Genomic DNA, 18,379 nt, shown 5'->3' on the forward strand with positions numbered 1-18,379 from the left:
ATCTAAACTCAATTTTGTAGGTGTTACTTAGTGTGATATGGTTTGTGAAAAAAAATAGATAATGTTACAATATCCCTGAATACGGTTAGAAAAATAGGTTTATAAATGTTCAATTTTGTAAGGAATAAAAACTTACAATTATGGATTTTAAAACAATGTTACAGTTACCTGTGTTAGATACTAATGAGGTTTTGGCAATAGTACAAGAAATAGCAGATATTGAAAGAAAAGAAGAAAGACCGCGCATGCCTAAGGTTGCAATCTCTACACATTCTGATACTGCTTCTGGATTTTTTGTCAACTATAATGCAGAAAAAAAAGTAGTTTTATTATGTGATATTTATGATCGCGATGCGCAATTTCAATATATAGAAGTCCATTCTATTTCATCGATTTCTTTGAGCAACATAAATAAGCATGCCTACCTTTTATCGAATGGAAACATTCCTTTTACGCCAGATGCTGATGATATACCAACGGTACTTCAGCTTAAAAAAGATATTAAAAATTTAGAATTAGAAATTAAAGACGCTTTAGATAAAGAAATTTCTATAGTTTATGTGCACGACGGAACTCCCGAAGATTTAGATAAGTTTTATGCTTCAAAAGTTGTACCGTTACTAAAAGAAACACTTTCTAAAATAGCAACAGATCACTTAGCAAAAGCTGCGTTTACAGAGGCCATTTCCACTATTAATTTCTGTTTGGGGAGCGAGAATAACTTAATAAGAGATAAAGAAGTTGTTACGGTCACAATAGATACCTCTAAAGGTTTAAGGAGTTTTATTAAAGCGAAACAGCTGCAAGATCAAATCGAAAAATTTTTATAACACTAAAACAAATCAATATGCAAGACTCTAACGTGGTTAGCCGAATAGAATTATTAATAAGAAAAGATAACAATACAGAAAAAGCTTTTGTATTAAGTCATTGTGACTATAGTTTTAATAATGATTATTATACTGAAGAGAAAAAACCGATAGACGTCAGTTTTTCAGGAACAACAAAAATGGTTAATGATCCTTTATTTATGGCATGGATTTCTAACCAACCTGGCGAATGGTCTGGTAGCGCTAAGGTTTATCATAGAGATCAAGAAACAGCTTCTGTAGCTATAGAGTTTGATAAGGCGACTGTAGTCAGTTTTAGTCAGTCTTTTTCTGAATATAATGCGCATAGCGATGCGTACTTTAGCATGATTATGAAAGGTGTAACGTTTAATACTGTGAAATTAAACTAGTAAAAAGTTTCCCTCATAAATAAATACAGAAAAGCCTTTAAGAAATTAACTTAAAGGCTTTTTCTGTATTCTACTAAGAGTCATTTATTATCTCATAAAAAAAGGAGAAAACCAATCTTATCTTCTCCTTGTTTTCTGATCATAGCTTTAAAACTATAAGTTGTTTTCTAAATATTCACGGATTGTTAAGTCTATAAAATAACCACTGTGGTGACCACCCCAACATGCTGTTAAAGAAAACACACCATCCTCTAATTTTAATTCTTTTTTAGCTTCAGCACCTTCATTTGGGATGCAGTATACTTCAATAGAAGTCACACTTTCTGCCATGGCTTCTTTGCCCATATCATCTTTACAAACCAATTTTATACCATCAGTAAGACGTTGTAAACATACACTTGGCACAAATTTTATAAAATCTAATTCAAAGGTGTCCCAATTAATATGTATTGGTAGTTCTTTACCCACGATTTCATTAATTTCTTGTTGGTAATCAGCTAAATATTGATCTTCTATAGATTTTGCTGCTCTTTTTTCTTGTAATCCCATAATCGTTATTTTAATTTAATTAATACTTCAAAGGTATTGGAAGTCATAGGTTGAAAAACACCCTGAATAAGGGAATAAAAAAACTCACTGAATTCCGTGAGTGCTTTGCTAATAGATTGCTCTACATTTAAGTTTCAAACTTAAAAACAATGAAAATTACAATTATATCTATTATATGTCTTCTAGTATTAGTACTCATTTTAGCGGGATGCTCCAAATATATTGGAATTCCTAAAAAGAAAGCAGCACGTAATTTAGAAGAATATTTACAAAACAAATACAAAGGAAAACTGGCTTATAGTGATTTAAGTCTATTTTTTAATGCCGCAACTATGGATCCTAATATGTACGGGATGCTAATTTATGATAAGGATATTCCGGAAATAGAATTTTATACGCATCTTAATCTTAAAAATATATTAGAAAACGACACTTTACCCATGTATCCTATTGCAGACGCAATGACTGTGGATGATTTATATAAACGTGCCCTAACACGTTATGAAACCAGACAAGCGGTGATTGCCGATTTTAAAGAAGAAATCCCTGAAATAATGTTTTCTACAGAAATTATTGATTTAAATTTTAAACGAGATATAGAACCAAATGAGCTCGAAGCTATCGTGGCACGTTTTATAGATAGGTTAAGTCAATCTATTGAAGAGTTAGAATCGGCCTATCAATTTAGTTTACGAATTAGAACAACTAGTCATCCAGAGGGTTTTATGATTATTCCGTTAGAAGTTGAAGACAGTAAATGGCATGCTAACCCAATGTTATTGTCTGAAAAAGCGGTTGGTTTTGAAAGTTTAAAAACAATGATTTTAAAAAATATACAAGCTAAATTAGAAACACCATATCCTTATTATAAAACAACTGAACACAGTAAAATATATATAGATAAAACGACTTTGTCTAGAGGGGCTTGGGTACAGTATTTAGAAGATAAACGGATTGTAAATAATGGAAAAGGTAAATGGATAAATCCACAAACAGGACTTTATGTTGTGTATTTTGATTTAGATACTAAATTTATCTATCGTGGCGAGTTATTAACCGATGAGAATGATACCATGTCTTACCGTGAAGAATTAAGACAAATCATGGACACCGTTGAAGCGGAGGGGATTAGAACGAAATAAAGACGCTCTATAACACGTTTTTAAGTGTAGGAGACTTCAGCTTAAGTTTAATATAAAAGCAGATGTTTCTATAAATCAAACAGGCCAGATTCTATAGCATATTTTACCGCACCTGTAGTAGTTTTAGAACCCGTTTTTAAGAGAATATTTTTCCGATGGGTTTCTACCGTATTGACAGAAATAAATAATTTCTCTGAAATTTCCTTTGACGTCAATTCATCTCCCAAAAGATTTAAAACTTCTTTTTCACGTGGGGATAGTTCTATGTTTTTATACTTTTTACGCTCAAAAACACTTTCCAAATAGCGTTGTTTTATAATTTCCGAAAAATACTGTTCATCATTTAATACTGTCCTAACTGCTTTCTGTAATTCTTCTTTACTGGTAAATTTAGGAACAAAACCATCAGCTCCTTTTTGTATCACTTTATGTACCGTTCTATGATTGTCTAGCATACTCAGCATAATAATTTTTACACTACTATGTTTTTTCTTAAGTTCTGTAAGTAGCTCGATACCGTCCATTTTTGGCATACTGATATCGCTAATAATTAAATCAATTTCAAATTGATTCAACAATCTAAGTACTTGCTTACCTTCAGTTGCTAAATGGACGTCACCTATTTCTTGCATATCGCTTAAAATGGTGTTTATACCTTCAAGAAACATTAAGTGATCGTCTGCTATTATTATATTTGCTTTCTTCAAAATGTATTAATTTATAGGAATGTCTATAGTTATAGAAGTGCCATGTCCTGAATTACTATCAATATCTAAAGTACCTTTTACCTTTTGTAATCGTTCCTTAATATTTCGGAGTCCTATGCCTTGCTTTTTATTTTTTGAAACCCTATACCATCATCATTAACCACAATATTTAAATGATCTTTATGCTTGGTGAGTTGCACATCTACATGCGAGGCTTCTGCATGTTTTAAAATATTATTAATTAATTCTTGTACAATGCGATAAACATCTGCCAAAAGTTCGTCTGGTAACAAATCAATGTCTTCTCGCGGAAAGAAAAAAGTTTGTATTTTAATATTAGATTTTTTAATAATCTGATCAATAAAATCACTTAAGAAACTCGTAAATCCTATTTTCGAAAAGGATAGAGGATGTAATTGATGCGATAGGCTACGTAAATCAATACAGGCATTACTTATAGCCGTTGCAATACGTTTCGATTTTACGTCTTCTTCATGGTATTCTGCATAATGCTCAAAGGCAATTTTTATACTTGCCAAATCACTTCCAATCCCATCATGAATTTCGCGAGCTAAGCGCGATCGTTCTTCTTCTTGTCCTTCTTGGTACCGTTCTATAACAGATAATTTATGATCATTTATCATTTTGTTAATCTGTTGTTTGGCATTTTCTTCCTGTTGTAAACTCAATTCTTTTTGCACTCGTAGACGCTGAATGTAGAAAAGCCTTAATACTATTAAGGTAAATAATACTAATGTAAATCCGGCAATGAGCACGTTTCTAATGAGTTTTTGACGTTTTACAGTAAGTTCTACTTTTTGCAACTCGGCTTCACTTAATTTTTGCTCTTTTTCTAACAGTTGAATTTTGGCTTCTTTTAACTCTGTTTCATAGCGCTCTTGAATTTTTACCACATATTTCTCTTTATCTAAGGAGTTCTGATCAGCTACACTTGCAACCCCCTTTTGATGAAATTCTAATGCTTTTTTGTAATTATTTTCTTTTTGATAGAGTTGCGCTAGGTTTTTATAAATGTCAGATTTATATTGAAATAAGGATTGTTTCTCTCCAATGGCTAAGGCACGTTGAAAATAATTTATAGCCGATTTAGTATTCCCTAATTTGCTTTCGCATAGGCCCAAATCGTTTAATACAATAGCAATGTCAGAGTGAAATTTGAGTTCTTCTAATAACACCAATGTTTTCTCTAAAGCAATTATGGCTTCTCTGCATTTACCTTCTACCACTAACATTTGTGATAGATTTATATTTATATAGGCAACAACAGCTTTATTTCCTTCTTTTATTCTGTACTCTAAAACAGTTTGGTAATGTTCTCGAGCCTGGTCAAACTTACCTTCTTCTTTGAGGATATTTGCAAAGTTAAATAGGGTAGTGAGTACACCATCATCATCACCAATAGATCGGTATAAATCTGCAGCACGATCTAAGTTTTCTGCAGATTTTTTATAGTCCTTTTGAAGTAGATATAATGTGGCAATGTTTTGATAAGCGTTAGCCTCTTGTGTTTGGCTATTTGTTAATCGCGCATACCGTAAGCACTCCATAAAATTATCGATGGCTTTCGGATATTCGCCTAAACTTTTATAGGCAGATGCCAATATATTATAACAAGCGGCTAAGCCTTTTTCAGTGTTTGATTTTTTAAGTAGCGCAATGGCTTTATAAGTGTAATTTATAGTGCTTTTATAATCGCCCGTTATATTACCTAAATTCCCTAAGGCATAGAGCGCTCTAGCTTCTTGAAGATTTAAATTTAAACGTCTACTTTCTTTAAGCCATTGCACTGCAGCTTCCTCTGCTATTTGTGGTTTTGTATGTAAATACTCAGCATAAACATTAGACAAAGAATCTAATCTAGTGCTATCTAGGTTTTGAGCCAAGGATGACCAAGTTACCCCTAAAACAAGACTAAAGGTGACAATAACATGTGTAGTAAATAACTTCATTAAATAATGTAAAATTAATACCTTTAGGTGAAATAAGTCGCTTTAATGCTAGATTTGACATTTTTTAACAATTCAAATTCCTCTTCCTTAAAATCGTCATCGCGTTGAGAAAGTTCTTCTAATATATTATGAAGTAAAAAAGCATCAGATTCAAAATGGGTTTTTACATGTGTTAGTTGATCATATAAGGCCTGAACTGATGGTTGGTCTTTACTTAAAAACATAGCGCTGTATTTTGTGTAGCCTTCTACATCCTCTAGTTTTTGCGATAGTATTTTATGGCTTCTCAACATCATATTATATTCATCCTTTGGGAAATCAAAAAAGGTGTAATCGGGATAACTTTGTATGGAATGCTGAAGTGTTTCTAAGGCTTTTTTCGGCTCATTTTCTTCCTTATAAAAATTATAAAGTTTAAAAAAGGTTTTGTATTCGCCCGCTTCAGGGACTTGCTCTTTTACTGTTTTGTAAGCCGATAGCGCTTCTGCACTATTAAAACTATCTTCTGCACAACTCGCTACCATTTTAAGATAAAATGCTTTATTATTTGCCATATGTGCGGCTTGACTAAGATTGCCTATTGCGGCATCAAAATTCTTCAAAATCCAGTGGATTAAACCATTGTTTCTAAAGTCTATAAAAGTTGTTGGCATTTTAACCAAATCCGCTTCAGAGGCTGGTGCTAAATCTTCTGGTTTTGGTAAATAATCATAATAACAAATCCATTTAAAGACAGGATACAATTCTGGAGCTAATTGTCCTTGTTCATGATTATAAATGGCATATTTATGGCATTCTTTATAATCGTCCATTTCTAAAAGAGCTTCCACACATAAGTTCATAGTGCTGCAGTAATCTGAATCACCAATCTTGTAATAATTTATTTCAGATTGCATGTCTTCAAAAAACACGGTATAGTTTTGATTATTCATATGAATAATCATCCTTAAATTATACAACCAAGGAGCATAAGAATGTGGAGGTAAAGGAAAATCTTCAAGGGCTTCATTTATAACAACTAACGCTTCATAAAAACGGGCTAATTTTACCAAAGCACGGGCTTTAAAAAATAAAGTTTTAAGTGTTGGTGGTAGTCTTCTATGAAACTGTTCTACAATATCTAATATCCCTTGCCAGCTTTCTATTCTTCCATTCACTTCTAGTAAATAAAATAGATACTCACTCATTCGAAGCCCGTTTCTAAAGGCTTCGTGATACGCAGCTCCGGTTTCGTTGTAATTTTGAATAAAGAAAAAAGATCGTGCTTTTAAAACGTGTAGGTTCGGGTTTTTAGGATTCAAGGCTAAACCACGTTGTACACATTGGTTTAGTACATCTCTGTTTTTAGAGTGATAATAAGCTGAATCCCCATAGCGTAGGTAATAGTGCTGCGCCAATTGCCATCCAGACTTTGCAAAATCTTGCATATAGATTTTAAACCCCTCAAAATTACTAAAATCTTCTTCTGGTAATTGTGGCTCTCCAGGATCTTTTATAATTTGAGACACCATATCGTTCCGCATAAAAGACTGAAAGTAATCTACCAATAACATTCGGGCTCTATCTGTAATCTCTAAATATTTCCATTCTGAATTCCACAAGCCTTTATTGTCAATAGATTTATTTTCCCACATAGCCACGTGCATATGGGCTAAGGTTTGGCTGGGCAGGTCTAAGCGTTCATCTAATTGTAAACCTTTTAATACCGATTTGTTATGCGTTGCCGAAGCTAAATCTAACAATTCATTACAATCTGCTTCTTCGTTAGAATCACATAACTGTTCTAATTGCGCAGCTTGAATGTCCCAAAGTAAAAAACGGGCTTCTGTTAAGGCTGGATAGCACTCTAAAAGATACTTTAAAACCAAAATGGCGTCTTGGTAGCGGTTTTCATTTTGCAATTTAAAAGCATAATGTAATTGTATGGTATCGTTATACGGATAGCGCACCAAAGCATCCTCGTAGACACTTTGCTCACATTCTTTGTAAAAGCTACAGACGTATTCAAAATCTGATGCTTGTACTTGTCCGCAATCTATTAAAGCTTGTAAATACGACTTTAAGACTGGCATATTCATTTCTTCATAAACGCCGAGATACAACATATAAATGCGGTAATATCTTGCAAAATCTTCAGGTTCACTTAGTAACGTTACATACTCTTGAATATCACCAATTACCGACTGTAAGGCCTGGTACTGATTATTTTTATAATGCGCTTCTGCACGCTCTATGTAGGTAATGATGTCGTTTGATGATATAATCATTTGTTCCAGTTTTTAAACCAATCGGCGTGTTCTATATGTAAGCGTTGATAGTGGTCCCATAAGGTGGTCATATTAGGAAATGTACTAACATCTTGTTCTGTAGCTCCTAAAAAGTATTCATCTCCAATACACACATTTCTATGAAATTCTCCCCAACTTGAAAATGTAGATTTTACGGTGGCATTGACTTCTTCTAAACGTAAAATCATTTCTTCGGTAGTGATAAAACCTAAAACTAGGCCTAATCGCATTTGAAAAATATACATTGCTATTTCATACCCTATTAGTTTTTGGTTTTTTAAACTAAAACGGTATTTCCACACCATTTTATAAGTGTTTTGGGTTTGAGGATTATTTAAAGCTTGGTATTTGGCTTCAAAAGTTTTTGTGGTGTCGGTTCTAAACTCAGCTGCTAATTTTTCAAAAGCTTGAGAGACCATTGATCCGCTTTCGTAGCGCTGTAAACTATTGCGCAAATGTAAGCCTGATTTTATACCTAAAATGGTTAATAATCTTTCGGCTTGCTTCACGTGCATTTTATCGTCTAAGTTAAAGCCAGACCAACTGCTTAAGTTGGCTTGCTTATGGTTTTTCTTTAAAATCAAGGCCGATAAATTTAATTGGTCTTGGATTTCGGGTGTGATATCTTGTGTCATTATTTTAAGCATTTAATTGGTCTACAACTTGCAGTAATGCATTGGCTAGTACGTCTGAATAGGCTCCAGATTTTGAAATCGCTTTTAATCCCATAGCGTAAGAGGTGGCTAAATTGCTACCTTTTACCAAGTGTACAAAAATGTTTTTGCTAAGGTTACCGTAAGTTTCTAATGGGGTTCCTGGTGCTAAATCGGTATCTAATAAAGTCATATATAACGTTTGACCGAATCGCATTTCTAAACCAGATTCATCATTACTTAACCAAGTTTTTAAATCTTCGATATGCGTGTTGAAAAATTCTAAAAGTTCTGTTTCGCAACCTGTAGTTTTATAAGTTTCTAAATTGGTAAGCAGCGTTTCAACATAATGCTGATTCACTTCAATAGCATTTATATCAATTTTTGAAGTCGGAATAGGGTCTACTGCATCTTCTGCGGATTCTGATTCTTGAGCTTCCTCAGCGTCTTGTTCTGTGGCTTCTTCAGATTCGGTTGCTAAAATAAACTGACTATAACTTTCAATTTGGTCATATAAAGCATCATTACTACTGAAACGAGAATTATCACTATTGCTGTATTCGTATAGATGTGTGATGGTGTTCAGGTGAAGCTTTTCGTTTTTAATTTGCCTAAAAAATCGGTTAAAAAGACTTCGATATCTGCGGAAATAGTTTTAAAAATAGGATTGGTGGCTTCCTTGCTTTTACAGCGTTTATGAAAACTAAGTACACGGTTTACCAAGCGGTGTATAAAGAAACCAACATCTTCATTCTGAAGGTTAAAGTACTGCGCCACACGCTCACCTTGTGTGGTTAAAGCTTCGGGAACCCAAACGGCTTCTTTGGTCAAACTGTAATAATAATCGCCTAAATAATTAAACCAAGCTTGAATACTATTTAGGGTTAGCGGACTGTTTTCGTTGATATAGTGTTTGCGCGCAAATTGGTTACAAACATCAGTCGCGTTGGTATCTAAATCTTTAAGCGCCCAAATTTCATTAACACGTGTAAAGTTTCCTGATTCTACACATAAGAATCCTAGGGTTTCTGCAATAAGCGGAATATTTTTTGCTTTAACAATAGCACTTGAATCACGTGTAGCGTAAGCTAAGTTTAATAATAAGCGTTGTAAATTTTCTTGCTCTTCCGCAGTAAATAATTCTAATAAAGCTTCGCCAGCATCAGAAAAGGCTCTAATTAAAAACTGATTTAAAGGGTTTTTTAGACCATCATTTTGTAAACGTTCAAACCAAAGTAATACGTTTGAATGCGATTGTGCTATGGTACGAATTACAAACGGTCCTGTAACTTGAAAATCTTCTCCTTTCAATCGCATTGTTGGCAATAAACCGAAACTGTCATCTTCTAAAAACAATTTAGAAAAAAGAGTGTTGAAAGTTTCCGTATGATTTTTAAAACCTGTTTCAGGATGCGCTACTTGAAACCAAAACGGAATGCATTCTAAAGGTAAATTGTTGGCGGTATTTTCGCTCAAAATTTTAATACCGTAATCTTTAAAGGCTTCCGAATTTAAATTGGCGCCACTATCGGCAGTTAACCAATCTAAAAAATTAATATATCCCGCATCTTGTTGTTGCTTCGGAAGGCTTGTATCTCTAGTATTGAATAATAACACATCACCTGCATCCCATTTTTTGTTCGCTAAAGCTTGCATTAATGGGTAGTTGCCTTCGGCAGTTGTTAAGTGTAACAGTGCGTCACTTTGAGCATCTGCCCAAATTAAACGCTCCTTTAAAGCTTCAATTGCAGTCAAAGCAATGTTTGGGTTGGCTTCGTAAAAAGCGGCCAAATCGCTACTGAACCAAGGTGTCATAATATCGTAAGCCGTTTTCTCATATACACGACCAACCGGTAATAATTGATGGAATTTATGAATAAACAGTTCCCAATTATCTTCAAAAAAGCAATTAACAAAGTTGGAATCTTTAGTGAAAGAAAACGTATCTATAGTCTCGTCGTCTTGTTTTACGGCATAAGTTCCAGATAGCAAATCGTGTTTTAAGCAATTCTGAATTACATACTCAGAACTCAACACATCACGAATGTCAAAAATACGTTGAATTAAAAACTGAGTGATAGGAAGTGCCGCTTCCGATGGACTTTCAACCAAAATCTTTAGGACTTGAAAGAGTTGCTGTTCTGTTGTTTTAGAAAAGACTTCCGACTGAAAATAAGCCAGATTAAAAGTCAAAAATTCGACTAGTTTTCTTGTGCTTTTTTCATCTGGATAAATCCCTTCTTTCAATAAAGGCAACCAAGCGATTACAAAAGCAATACCTTCTGTGGTGTTGGCATAGCGTTGAGGATGAAAGTAAATTTGTAGCGCGACTTGGGTTGTGAAATTGGCAGTAATTCCACTGAAATCACTGTTGTTTTGTATGTTTTTATAAACATCCGTACCTGTAGCTTCCAAAACTTCTAAAACCTGCTGTAGGGCTTTTGTTTCTGAAGCTTCTAGAGCATCGAGCTTTAATTTAGGAATGATATGCGTTTTAAAAATAGTAGACATTTGCTAGAGATTGTTCAAAATTTATATTTTTTTACACGAGTGTTATTGAGCGCTATAAAACCATTCGTTGTCTTCAATTTCGCTTTCAGGTCCTCTTAAGCTTTCAAAAAAGGAAACGAGGTCGTCGGCTTCGATATAGCCTATTTCTTGGTCGGCACCAAAACGAATAATTTGTCCGGGGTTTCCTTTGGTATTCGGCGCAAAATCAAAGGCTAGAAAATTCCCGTTTTCTAAATTGAAAAACGGTATCCAATACGGTGTGGTGTACATTAATAAGGCTTTCCCTTGGTTGGTAGAGTAGGTATCTAACAAGTCTTCTTGCGTCCAATCATCATAAATATCTTTCCACTGTTTCCATTCGTTATAAATCGCTTCTGCACCCATAATAGCACAACGGTCTAAACCGTTATGAAGGCTCAAATAGTCTTTAATGATTTGTGGAAACGGATAGCCTGCTTCTTTTTCAAATGTTTCATAAATAGCCTCGTTATTTGTTGGCGGATGAAGCGTTAATCTTTTTTCTGAAATTAAACCGATAAAAGAGGCGACCAAGGCTTTCATTTCTATTTCCGCATCAAGTTGAATATGCGGTGCTAGAAAATCTGATTTCTCTTTTGTTAATTGTTCGGCTATAAATGCATTCGGAATAAAGTAATTTATAAAAGCACCTGTATGTTCTAAAAACGTAATATCTTTTAAGTTTGAAGTGGGTTGCGAATTATAGCCATTATCACTAAAATTATAGACTGTAGCGCTTTTGTGCTGTTCATCATGAATAACGGTAAACCACGCTTCAAATGCTGTAGTATTTTCTATTTCAACAGTAAAAACAGTTTTATCTTCTAAATACCCAACGGCATAGAAATTATGAATGGTTTCATGATCTGGTGTAATAAAAATGAGGCTTAATAATTTCTTTCCAGACGCTTTTTCTACAGCTTCTAAAAGTGTATCTCTAAACGTAAAACTGTTACTATAATGATACGGGTCTTCAAGGACAGGAAAGGTATCGATTTGAATGTTTTCAAAATTAAAATCGCTCCATTGTAAATCTTTAAACTCGTCTGAATATGCGGTATAATTGGTCATTTTACGCGTGTAAATTTAGAATGCTAAGGTACTTTGGAACATCGTAGTTTTTATCACTGAAACTAGTGATTTTGTGAAAAGCGCGAATGACTTAATCGTTAATCTTGCTTTTCAACGTGCTTTCTAATAAGGGAAATTGCTTAGGTTCAATCTGACTAACAAGGCATCTGATTTTCTTTTCTTTTCCGTTTGAATTCTCATACGTGATCACGATGACTTTTTTTTCAACTGCAAAAGATTTAAGCGCACTATAAGGCACAGATGTTTTACCTATAACTCCTGGTTGAAACACAAAATGGGTCTCAAAAAATTTGAAAACTTTAAGCTTTTTATTAAAGGCATAGAGCCCAAAAAATACGATAGCACACCCCAAAGGAATCATTGAAGCTATAGATATATCTTGTAGGGAAATTAGGCAAAGCCCTATCATAAATAGTGCAAAAACTAAAGGTTTATATTTTACTTTAGAACTTAATTCGATCCCAAAGTTGTTGTCTGTTTTAGTCATAATAAACTTTAGTAATTTTATTCTTCTATAATTTAAATTATAGTTAAAGCCCTTAAAACCTTAGTCTGAAAGCTTCTGTATACATTCGCGTCTAGGGCCGTAACTTCCATATAACGTATTCAATTTACTGTCTAATTTTTGAAGTAATTTATCATAAGAAAAATGAGCCAATTGGTCTAAACACGTTAATACAAGATGTTTGTGGCTGTGTAAATCTTGGTGATGAATGGCATCGCAACTTAAAGCGTAATTTAGCAATTCGGCATCTAAAGCTTGTGTTCTAAATACACCTTGAAACTCGTTAGTTATATTCGCTTCATTTTCACTATTCTGAAGGATTACAGGTGCGGTTTCATTCATCGGGCCATTTCCATGACGGGTTTGATAACAACGGGTGACATAAAAAATATCAATATCTGAAATCGTTTTTAAATGTGTTTTTATTAGCTGAATCGCATTTTTTGAAGAGGTATAACTCCAGGTGGTATGCGGATGAAAACCGTGTTGGGTGTCCAATAAAATCCCCTGACTGCCTTCAAAAATAAAATGTTCAAATTTGTCTTCTAAATCAGACAATAGGGCGATGCTATAAAACTTTTGTATGGCCGAACAACTGTCTATAAAATAATCTTCGTTATAGTCTTTGAGTTCGTTTTTATAATAGGTTTGTACTTCTTTTGGCTGACTTTCTAAACAGGTTTCGTAGTAGTTTTTAATACTTTTTAAACGTTGTTTCACCACCCACTCAAACTGTAAATCGTTGGCGTAAAAGAAAATTTCAGCGTTATTTCTCGCAATGGTAGTTCCGAAACCTAATCCACAAGAACCGTGATGCTGTTGCTTTTCTAAAGCCCGATTATAAGCAATGTCGTAAATGGTAGTTATCATCGCTAAAGGATGACAATATAATTTAGGCTTATATTTTTTTAAAAACTCACCCTCACTTAAAATGGCCGGCGGAAATAAAGTCGTGTGCTCGGAATAATAAGTAGGCACGCCCAAAAACGTTCCTGAACCAAAATTACTAAAGGTATGGGTTAATGCTTCCGTACTAACCGTATGCCCTATTTGATGGCCTCCAGAAAACCGTACTACCAAACTTTGCTCAGGATGTTGCGATGCCAGAAAATCGGTGATTAACCCTTTTCCGGCATCACCAAATCCTAAATCTATAACTAAACTACATTTTGTCATTTAAAGCATATTTTCTACATCTATAGAAGTACTTCCTGTAGATGTATTGCTTGAAGTGCTAGGTTTATGGTTTTGAATCACCACGTCTGCAATACTTTTAGCAACTGTTTTATAATCTGCAATTTCAAGGAAATTATCTCCTAATAGGGACTTCCAATTTCCTTTACGACTTTCTTGTTTAGACCATTCATTATGCTCTAAATGCATATGAAATACGTTGTATTTTTCTTGCGCTTCTTCAATAATAGCTTCCGTAGTAATAGTTGCAGCTTCATCTGCACTGGTATAACGTTTTATAATTTCAGCAGGAATGGTAGGAAACACAGGTTCATCACCAATAGTGAATAAAAAGCCTTTTTGTTGTCTTTTTTCCCAACAATCAATTGCTGTATGTCTCGCAGCAAATAAATGTGCCAAGTTATATCCTTCTTGATTGTTGCCGCCACCGCCACCTTCAAGATAGACACAGGTTAACCAACGGTCTAGCAGTTCAGCAGACGATTCAAATTGTCCTACTTGTAAAGGCGCTCTGTCGTATATAAAATCGCCAATCCCTAAAAACAACACTTGCGGATCTTCAATTCCGGCTTCCATTAAAGAGCCAATTAAATCAGGTAACGCTTCTTTAACGATATGTTCGGGTACAAAACCCATACTACCGGTTACATCTAAAGCCACAATTATAGATACGGTTTCTGGATGTTCTTCAGAATCTCTAGATTCTCTTTCAATCACCTCAGACGGATCCATTTCAGAATCTATTGCTCTAGATGTAAATATTTCTTCTCTAGACTTATTACTGTAGCCTTTTGATCGACGTAATTTTGCATACGCATCATGACTAAATCTTCCTCCTCCCATAATTACAGTTCGTTTATTGTACCACCAAATAAGTGTGTGTAACGCTTTTTGGCTAATTCTAATTTAATTTCTAAGTTTCTAATCTTTACAGACATATCTAAATCTTTAGCCACATACTCTTTGGCGTCAAAATCAGATGCCAATACCAAACTATTCGCGTCAGTAGGACTCATATCTAACATATTGTCTTGTTCGCGTTTTAAACGTTTTAACGCCAAGGCTAAATCTTCCGTTTCACGTTTGTACATCAATTGTGCATCTTCTGCAATAGCGTTAGCGCGGTCGTCTCTTATTTTATCGTTGTTGCGTTTTAAAGATTCTAAAAACGCAGCAGTTTTGGTGTTATCTTCCATAAAAAAGGTTTTTTACAAAGTTAGTGGGCGAGGTCTTGGTTTTTATCCCTGATAACAGTGATATTAATTTGTGAGGAATACTTCTGAAGAAAAAATCACGGAATACAGGCATTACTTATTTCTGTAAGCGACTTACTTTTGAAAACGCTTAAAACCACGTTTATGATTGTATTACATTTATCGTCTAAAGGATTTCAAATTAATTCAGAAACCATCACGTTTCCAGCATCTTTAACACAGTTAAAAGCATGTCTGAATGAAAATTACAGAACTATAGAAGGAAAAAACACGACGGTTTTTACTTGGGACGATTTAGGAATATTAGCCTACTCTAAAAATGGAGAGGTGGTAGAGTCGATAACGGTCGCTTTAGAATTGGAAGCTTATGAATTTAGTCCGAAGCAAACTTTTGACGGTATATTTTATTTTAACAATCAGGATATTGTACGTTATTATAAGTCGCATAAACAGCAACACGTTAAATTATTTAAAGGAGATAAAAGTGGTGCCTTGTTGGTCAATGACATAAGTGCTTGGTTTTCTGTAAGAAGAGAAAATATTAACGCTATTGAAATTAGTGAATACACACCTTATGTACGTGGATCAGGGATTCCTAAAGATAAATACAGCATTACATCGTTGGACGAGGAGGTGATTGAATTTATAGATTTCGGATTTAAATTATCGGTGATTGAAGAGTTGATGTATACGAAAGGCCTAATGGAACCCGTATTTGATTTGTATGAATTTGCAGATTGGTATCAAGAGCGCGAGATTGATATTGATGATGAAGGTTACGAACCTATAGCCGAGGTAGAACAATATTTTAAAGATTTACCTATACCGAAGCGCCTAGCTTCAGGGATTACTGACTTTTATCAAGATGGCGGAAACGATATTTATATGAATTTATCTCCATTCTCAGGTGGTGCTGTAGAATATTGGGATATTGAAACCGCTATTGATGCCAAACAATTTCCGAATTTAAAAAAGTAACTTTATGTTATGCCACCGATGAGGCTTATAATGAGTTTGAGCGCACGGGAATTGAAACGGAATGGCTTTGAAATAAAAGGCAAAAACATGATAAAACACGCTAGATGAGCGTGTTTTTTTATGAGTTAAATTGAAGTGTTCTATAAAAACAAAAAAGATAGGGTTCTAAATTTTCACTAGTTTCGGGGATAAAATTATGAAAGCTAGATTCTAATTTTGTCGTGTAAAAATAAAACAACGATATCATGGGATTAACTATTTCAACAGGCATTTTAGCAGATTTTAAAGACAACGAGCCAGAAGGTTTCGAAGCTTATAAAGTGATTTTTGATAATATAAATATAATATTGGCAGCAAATAATGTAGAACCTTACGAAGAACCAGATGTAATGGAAACAGAGCCTTTGCAATTTGGTGGTTTTCCTTATCGTTTTCTACATCATTTAAGACGTTTTTTAGCACACACTTGGGAGAATGAAGATAATGAAAATTGGGTGCCAACACCTTTTTCTCCTGAAGACGAGCCAGAAGGTGATGCTATTTTAGAAGATCATTACTCTTATATGTCTAGTCACCTGTTAACGCATTCAGATGCCGAAGGCTTTTATATTCCTGTAGAATTACCAGAGGTGCTTTTTGATACCGATGAGAATCCTGTTCCTGGTGCCATGATTGGATCGTCTTATAGTCTTTTAAAAGAGTTAAAAAGTTTGACACCACATTTAGGTATCGGATTAGACGAAAATAACAGCATTACTAATGTCGATGAATTGAACACAATTATTAAAAATGAAAGTGATTTTTGGATAGAAATATTAGTGTGTGTTACGCTTATAGATGCTGCAAAATTTAGTATTAATAACCATACCGCTATTCTTTTTAATTAAAACTGAGTCCTTTTTTAGTTTCAAATTCTTCACAATACAAACCTTTAAATAACACTTATGAAATTAACCGATAAGAATATAGAAAGTATCAAACAAGAATGGAATGCATTGGGAAGTACCTATGCTACTGATGTTAATACTATGGTGAAATTTGGAGATGCTTACGGCTGGGAAAACTGGAAAGGGGAGGAGCCGAAAGATGAGAGAAATCATTTGGCCGATGCTGTATATCAACTTTTAAAAGCAGCCAATACACACCATACCGTTGACCAATTTAGAAACGATTTTCCGCCTGCACACACGCCATTTATCAAGTTTATGCAAGATCACGGTCAAAGTATTGAACAATTACACTTTATTGATGCACAGAAAATAGTATTTGTTGTGGGTACTGCTTATCAAAAACGACAAGCCTACGTATTAATAGAGGATATAACGCTTCAGTTAGATGAATCTATTACCGGTATAGGTAAGTCTAAACAGCATAATGTTTTTGCTATAGCGTCAAAAAACACTATTGTAACGACACAAGGTTGGGAGGGAGATATTATTGCAACTTTTAATTTGGATAAGACAAAGAATCTAGGGATTACAGAGATCATTCCTTTTAACGATGGCTTAAAAGTTCTATTAGTGTCCTCGGATGGTATTTTTATTATCTCTAGCGATGCTGAAAATATGATTCACCCTTTGCCAGATCTAGAAGGTGACGAATGGGAATCTTACATGGATATGGAAAATGCCACCCTGTCTAACGATAATAAGTATATCGTTGTTGGCGATCAGTGTTGCGATCATAGAATTTTAGATAGTAACGGTAATGAAATTGGTGAAGTTGGTCCACAATCTTCTTATCCAGATTTCTGTTTGTTTTCTAAAGACGATACACAGTTAATTACCAATTCGTGTCATTTTTATAATGGAGTAACCATTGGAGTAGATACTTCAAATGTAAAAGACATTAATATAGTAGCTTATGAAGAAAGTGACGATTATACAACCATAGATGATGGTATGCGTGTGTATTGTGGTGTAGCAACTTCAAAATATTATATTTTAGGAGATGCCTTTGGGTATATAAAAGCGATTGATAAGCAAGGCCATTGCATTTGGAAATACTTTTTAGGATCTACAATTACAGGTATGACTATCTCTGAAGACGAAAATACTTTGTGGGTGGGTTCTGCTTCAGGGATGCTTCATAAACTACAATTAGATAAAGGTTGTAGAGATACCCATACTATAGGAACCGGTGATCATTATGAAGATTTTCGTCTGATTTTCTGGAAAGACGAACCTATAATGAAATGGTAAAACAGCAATTCTTAACCACTTTAATTTATTTAAAGTAGAGTTGAAATGATCTAATTAAAAATGACGTCACTCTGCATCGGTATTTAATAATAAAAGCACGCCTTTAAAACCGTGTTT

The 18,379-nt window shown here is 34.2% G+C and carries 19 protein-coding genes; 6 read left to right on the forward strand and 13 right to left on the reverse strand.

What is annotated here, in order from left to right:
• Nucleotides 1–140: 140 nt before the first annotated feature.
• Both ADIWIN_RS02700 and tssD read left to right on the forward strand, forming a co-directional pair.
• Complete coding sequence (locus ADIWIN_RS02700) at nucleotides 141–830, forward strand: hypothetical protein (RefSeq protein WP_020894855.1); 690 nt, start codon at nucleotides 141–143, stop codon at nucleotides 828–830.
• Nucleotides 831–847: 17 nt separating this feature from the next.
• The gene (gene tssD / locus ADIWIN_RS02705; protein WP_020894856.1) at nucleotides 848–1,240 is read left to right on the forward strand and encodes a type VI secretion system tube protein TssD; all 393 of its coding nucleotides are present in this window, start codon (nucleotides 848–850) and stop codon (nucleotides 1,238–1,240) included.
• A gap of 153 nt (nucleotides 1,241–1,393) precedes the next feature.
• On the opposite strand, the gene ADIWIN_RS02710 is transcribed toward tssD, so the two are convergent.
• Nucleotides 1,394–1,789: a hypothetical protein gene (locus tag ADIWIN_RS02710; RefSeq protein ID WP_020894857.1), complete on the reverse strand. Its 396-nt coding sequence runs from the start codon at nucleotides 1,787–1,789 to the stop codon at nucleotides 1,394–1,396.
• 149 nt (nucleotides 1,790–1,938) lie between these two features.
• Here ADIWIN_RS02710 and ADIWIN_RS02715 point away from each other — a divergent pair, with 149 nt between their 5' ends.
• Nucleotides 1,939–2,931, forward strand: a complete 993-nt coding sequence (locus ADIWIN_RS02715; protein WP_020894858.1) for a hypothetical protein — start codon at nucleotides 1,939–1,941, stop codon at nucleotides 2,929–2,931.
• Between the two features lie 68 nt (nucleotides 2,932–2,999).
• Here ADIWIN_RS02715 and ADIWIN_RS02720 read toward each other — a convergent pair whose 3' ends face one another.
• The 12 genes from ADIWIN_RS02720 to ADIWIN_RS02770 form a co-directional block, all read right to left on the reverse strand.
• Complete coding sequence (locus ADIWIN_RS02720; protein ID WP_040756389.1) at nucleotides 3,000–3,638, reverse strand: response regulator transcription factor; 639 nt, start codon at nucleotides 3,636–3,638, stop codon at nucleotides 3,000–3,002.
• A gap of 6 nt (nucleotides 3,639–3,644) precedes the next feature.
• On the reverse strand, nucleotides 3,645–3,755 hold the full coding sequence (locus tag ADIWIN_RS22290) for a hypothetical protein (RefSeq protein ID WP_438874649.1): 111 nt from the start codon (nucleotides 3,753–3,755) through the stop codon (nucleotides 3,645–3,647).
• The gene (locus ADIWIN_RS02725; protein WP_020894860.1) at nucleotides 3,752–5,608 is read right to left on the reverse strand and encodes a tetratricopeptide repeat-containing sensor histidine kinase; all 1,857 of its coding nucleotides are present in this window, start codon (nucleotides 5,606–5,608) and stop codon (nucleotides 3,752–3,754) included. The genes ADIWIN_RS22290 and ADIWIN_RS02725 overlap by 4 nt, the downstream gene beginning before the upstream one ends.
• 23 nt (nucleotides 5,609–5,631) lie before the next feature.
• Nucleotides 5,632–7,875, reverse strand: a complete 2,244-nt coding sequence (locus ADIWIN_RS02730) for a tetratricopeptide repeat protein (RefSeq protein ID WP_020894861.1) — start codon at nucleotides 7,873–7,875, stop codon at nucleotides 5,632–5,634.
• A complete protein-coding gene (locus tag ADIWIN_RS02735) occupies nucleotides 7,872–8,531 on the reverse strand; it encodes a DUF1266 domain-containing protein (protein ID WP_020894862.1) in 660 nt (219 codons plus the stop codon). The genes ADIWIN_RS02730 and ADIWIN_RS02735 overlap by 4 nt, the downstream gene beginning before the upstream one ends.
• A gap of 4 nt (nucleotides 8,532–8,535) precedes the next feature.
• Nucleotides 8,536–8,910, reverse strand: a complete 375-nt coding sequence (locus ADIWIN_RS02740; RefSeq protein WP_020894863.1) for a hypothetical protein — start codon at nucleotides 8,908–8,910, stop codon at nucleotides 8,536–8,538.
• A 221-nt stretch (nucleotides 8,911–9,131) separates the two neighbouring features.
• Nucleotides 9,132–11,060 (reverse strand): hypothetical protein, encoded by a 1,929-nt coding sequence (locus ADIWIN_RS02745; protein WP_020894864.1) that lies wholly within the window; start codon nucleotides 11,058–11,060, stop codon nucleotides 9,132–9,134.
• A 42-nt stretch (nucleotides 11,061–11,102) separates the two neighbouring features.
• On the reverse strand, nucleotides 11,103–12,149 hold the full coding sequence (locus tag ADIWIN_RS02750; protein ID WP_020894865.1) for an SMI1/KNR4 family protein: 1,047 nt from the start codon (nucleotides 12,147–12,149) through the stop codon (nucleotides 11,103–11,105).
• A gap of 91 nt (nucleotides 12,150–12,240) precedes the next feature.
• Complete coding sequence (locus tag ADIWIN_RS02755; RefSeq protein ID WP_040756393.1) at nucleotides 12,241–12,657, reverse strand: hypothetical protein; 417 nt, start codon at nucleotides 12,655–12,657, stop codon at nucleotides 12,241–12,243.
• Between the two features lie 60 nt (nucleotides 12,658–12,717).
• A complete protein-coding gene (locus ADIWIN_RS02760) occupies nucleotides 12,718–13,851 on the reverse strand; it encodes an adenylosuccinate synthetase (protein WP_020894867.1) in 1,134 nt (377 codons plus the stop codon).
• Nucleotides 13,852–14,712 carry a hypothetical protein gene (locus tag ADIWIN_RS02765; RefSeq protein WP_020894868.1) on the reverse strand — a complete coding sequence of 287 codons (861 nt, stop codon included), beginning with the start codon at nucleotides 14,710–14,712 and terminating at the stop codon, nucleotides 13,852–13,854.
• Nucleotides 14,713–14,714: 2 nt separating this feature from the next.
• The gene (locus ADIWIN_RS02770) at nucleotides 14,715–15,065 is read right to left on the reverse strand and encodes a hypothetical protein (protein WP_020894869.1); all 351 of its coding nucleotides are present in this window, start codon (nucleotides 15,063–15,065) and stop codon (nucleotides 14,715–14,717) included.
• A 162-nt stretch (nucleotides 15,066–15,227) separates the two neighbouring features.
• Here ADIWIN_RS02770 and ADIWIN_RS02775 point away from each other — a divergent pair, with 162 nt between their 5' ends.
• The 3 genes from ADIWIN_RS02775 (at nucleotide 15,228) to ADIWIN_RS02785 (ending at nucleotide 18,262) form a co-directional block, all read left to right on the forward strand.
• Nucleotides 15,228–16,061 carry a DUF6892 domain-containing protein gene (locus tag ADIWIN_RS02775; RefSeq protein ID WP_020894870.1) on the forward strand — a complete coding sequence of 278 codons (834 nt, stop codon included), beginning with the start codon at nucleotides 15,228–15,230 and terminating at the stop codon, nucleotides 16,059–16,061.
• Between the two features lie 245 nt (nucleotides 16,062–16,306).
• Nucleotides 16,307–16,948, forward strand: a complete 642-nt coding sequence (locus tag ADIWIN_RS02780; RefSeq protein ID WP_020894871.1) for a putative DNA-mimic protein — start codon at nucleotides 16,307–16,309, stop codon at nucleotides 16,946–16,948.
• Between the two features lie 57 nt (nucleotides 16,949–17,005).
• Nucleotides 17,006–18,262, forward strand: coding sequence for a hypothetical protein (locus ADIWIN_RS02785; protein WP_020894872.1), 1,257 nt, complete (start codon nucleotides 17,006–17,008; stop codon nucleotides 18,260–18,262).
• The last annotated feature ends 117 nt before the right edge of the window (nucleotides 18,263–18,379 follow it).

Source organism: Winogradskyella psychrotolerans RS-3 (assembly GCF_000427335.1).
Classification (GTDB): Bacteria; Bacteroidota; Bacteroidia; order Flavobacteriales; family Flavobacteriaceae; genus Winogradskyella; species Winogradskyella psychrotolerans.

Excerpts from the sequence above, each read along its gene's own strand:
- ADIWIN_RS02770 (WP_020894869.1), bottom strand. The coding sequence starts at position 15,065 with ATGGAAGATAACACCAAAACTGCTGCGTTTTTAGAATCTTTAAAACGC.
- ADIWIN_RS02730 (WP_020894861.1), bottom strand. The coding sequence starts at position 7,875 with ATGATTATATCATCAAACGACATCATTACCTACATAGAGCGTGCAGAA.
- ADIWIN_RS02715 (WP_020894858.1), top strand. The coding sequence starts at position 1,939 with ATGAAAATTACAATTATATCTATTATATGTCTTCTAGTATTAGTACTC.
- ADIWIN_RS02755 (WP_040756393.1), bottom strand. The coding sequence starts at position 12,657 with ATGACTAAAACAGACAACAACTTTGGGATCGAATTAAGTTCTAAAGTA.
- ADIWIN_RS02785 (WP_020894872.1), top strand. The coding sequence starts at position 17,006 with ATGAAATTAACCGATAAGAATATAGAAAGTATCAAACAAGAATGGAAT.
- ADIWIN_RS02780 (WP_020894871.1), top strand. The coding sequence starts at position 16,307 with ATGGGATTAACTATTTCAACAGGCATTTTAGCAGATTTTAAAGACAAC.
- ADIWIN_RS02765 (WP_020894868.1), bottom strand. The coding sequence starts at position 14,712 with ATGGGAGGAGGAAGATTTAGTCATGATGCGTATGCAAAATTACGTCGA.
- ADIWIN_RS02745 (WP_020894864.1), bottom strand. The coding sequence starts at position 11,060 with ATGTCTACTATTTTTAAAACGCATATCATTCCTAAATTAAAGCTCGAT.
- ADIWIN_RS02760 (WP_020894867.1), bottom strand. The coding sequence starts at position 13,851 with ATGACAAAATGTAGTTTAGTTATAGATTTAGGATTTGGTGATGCCGGA.
- tssD (WP_020894856.1), top strand. The coding sequence starts at position 848 with ATGCAAGACTCTAACGTGGTTAGCCGAATAGAATTATTAATAAGAAAA.
- ADIWIN_RS02775 (WP_020894870.1), top strand. The coding sequence starts at position 15,228 with ATGATTGTATTACATTTATCGTCTAAAGGATTTCAAATTAATTCAGAA.
- ADIWIN_RS02750 (WP_020894865.1), bottom strand. The coding sequence starts at position 12,149 with ATGACCAATTATACCGCATATTCAGACGAGTTTAAAGATTTACAATGG.
- ADIWIN_RS02700 (WP_020894855.1), top strand. The coding sequence starts at position 141 with ATGGATTTTAAAACAATGTTACAGTTACCTGTGTTAGATACTAATGAG.
- ADIWIN_RS02725 (WP_020894860.1), bottom strand. The coding sequence starts at position 5,608 with ATGAAGTTATTTACTACACATGTTATTGTCACCTTTAGTCTTGTTTTA.
- ADIWIN_RS02710 (WP_020894857.1), bottom strand. The coding sequence starts at position 1,789 with ATGGGATTACAAGAAAAAAGAGCAGCAAAATCTATAGAAGATCAATAT.
- ADIWIN_RS02735 (WP_020894862.1), bottom strand. The coding sequence starts at position 8,531 with ATGACACAAGATATCACACCCGAAATCCAAGACCAATTAAATTTATCG.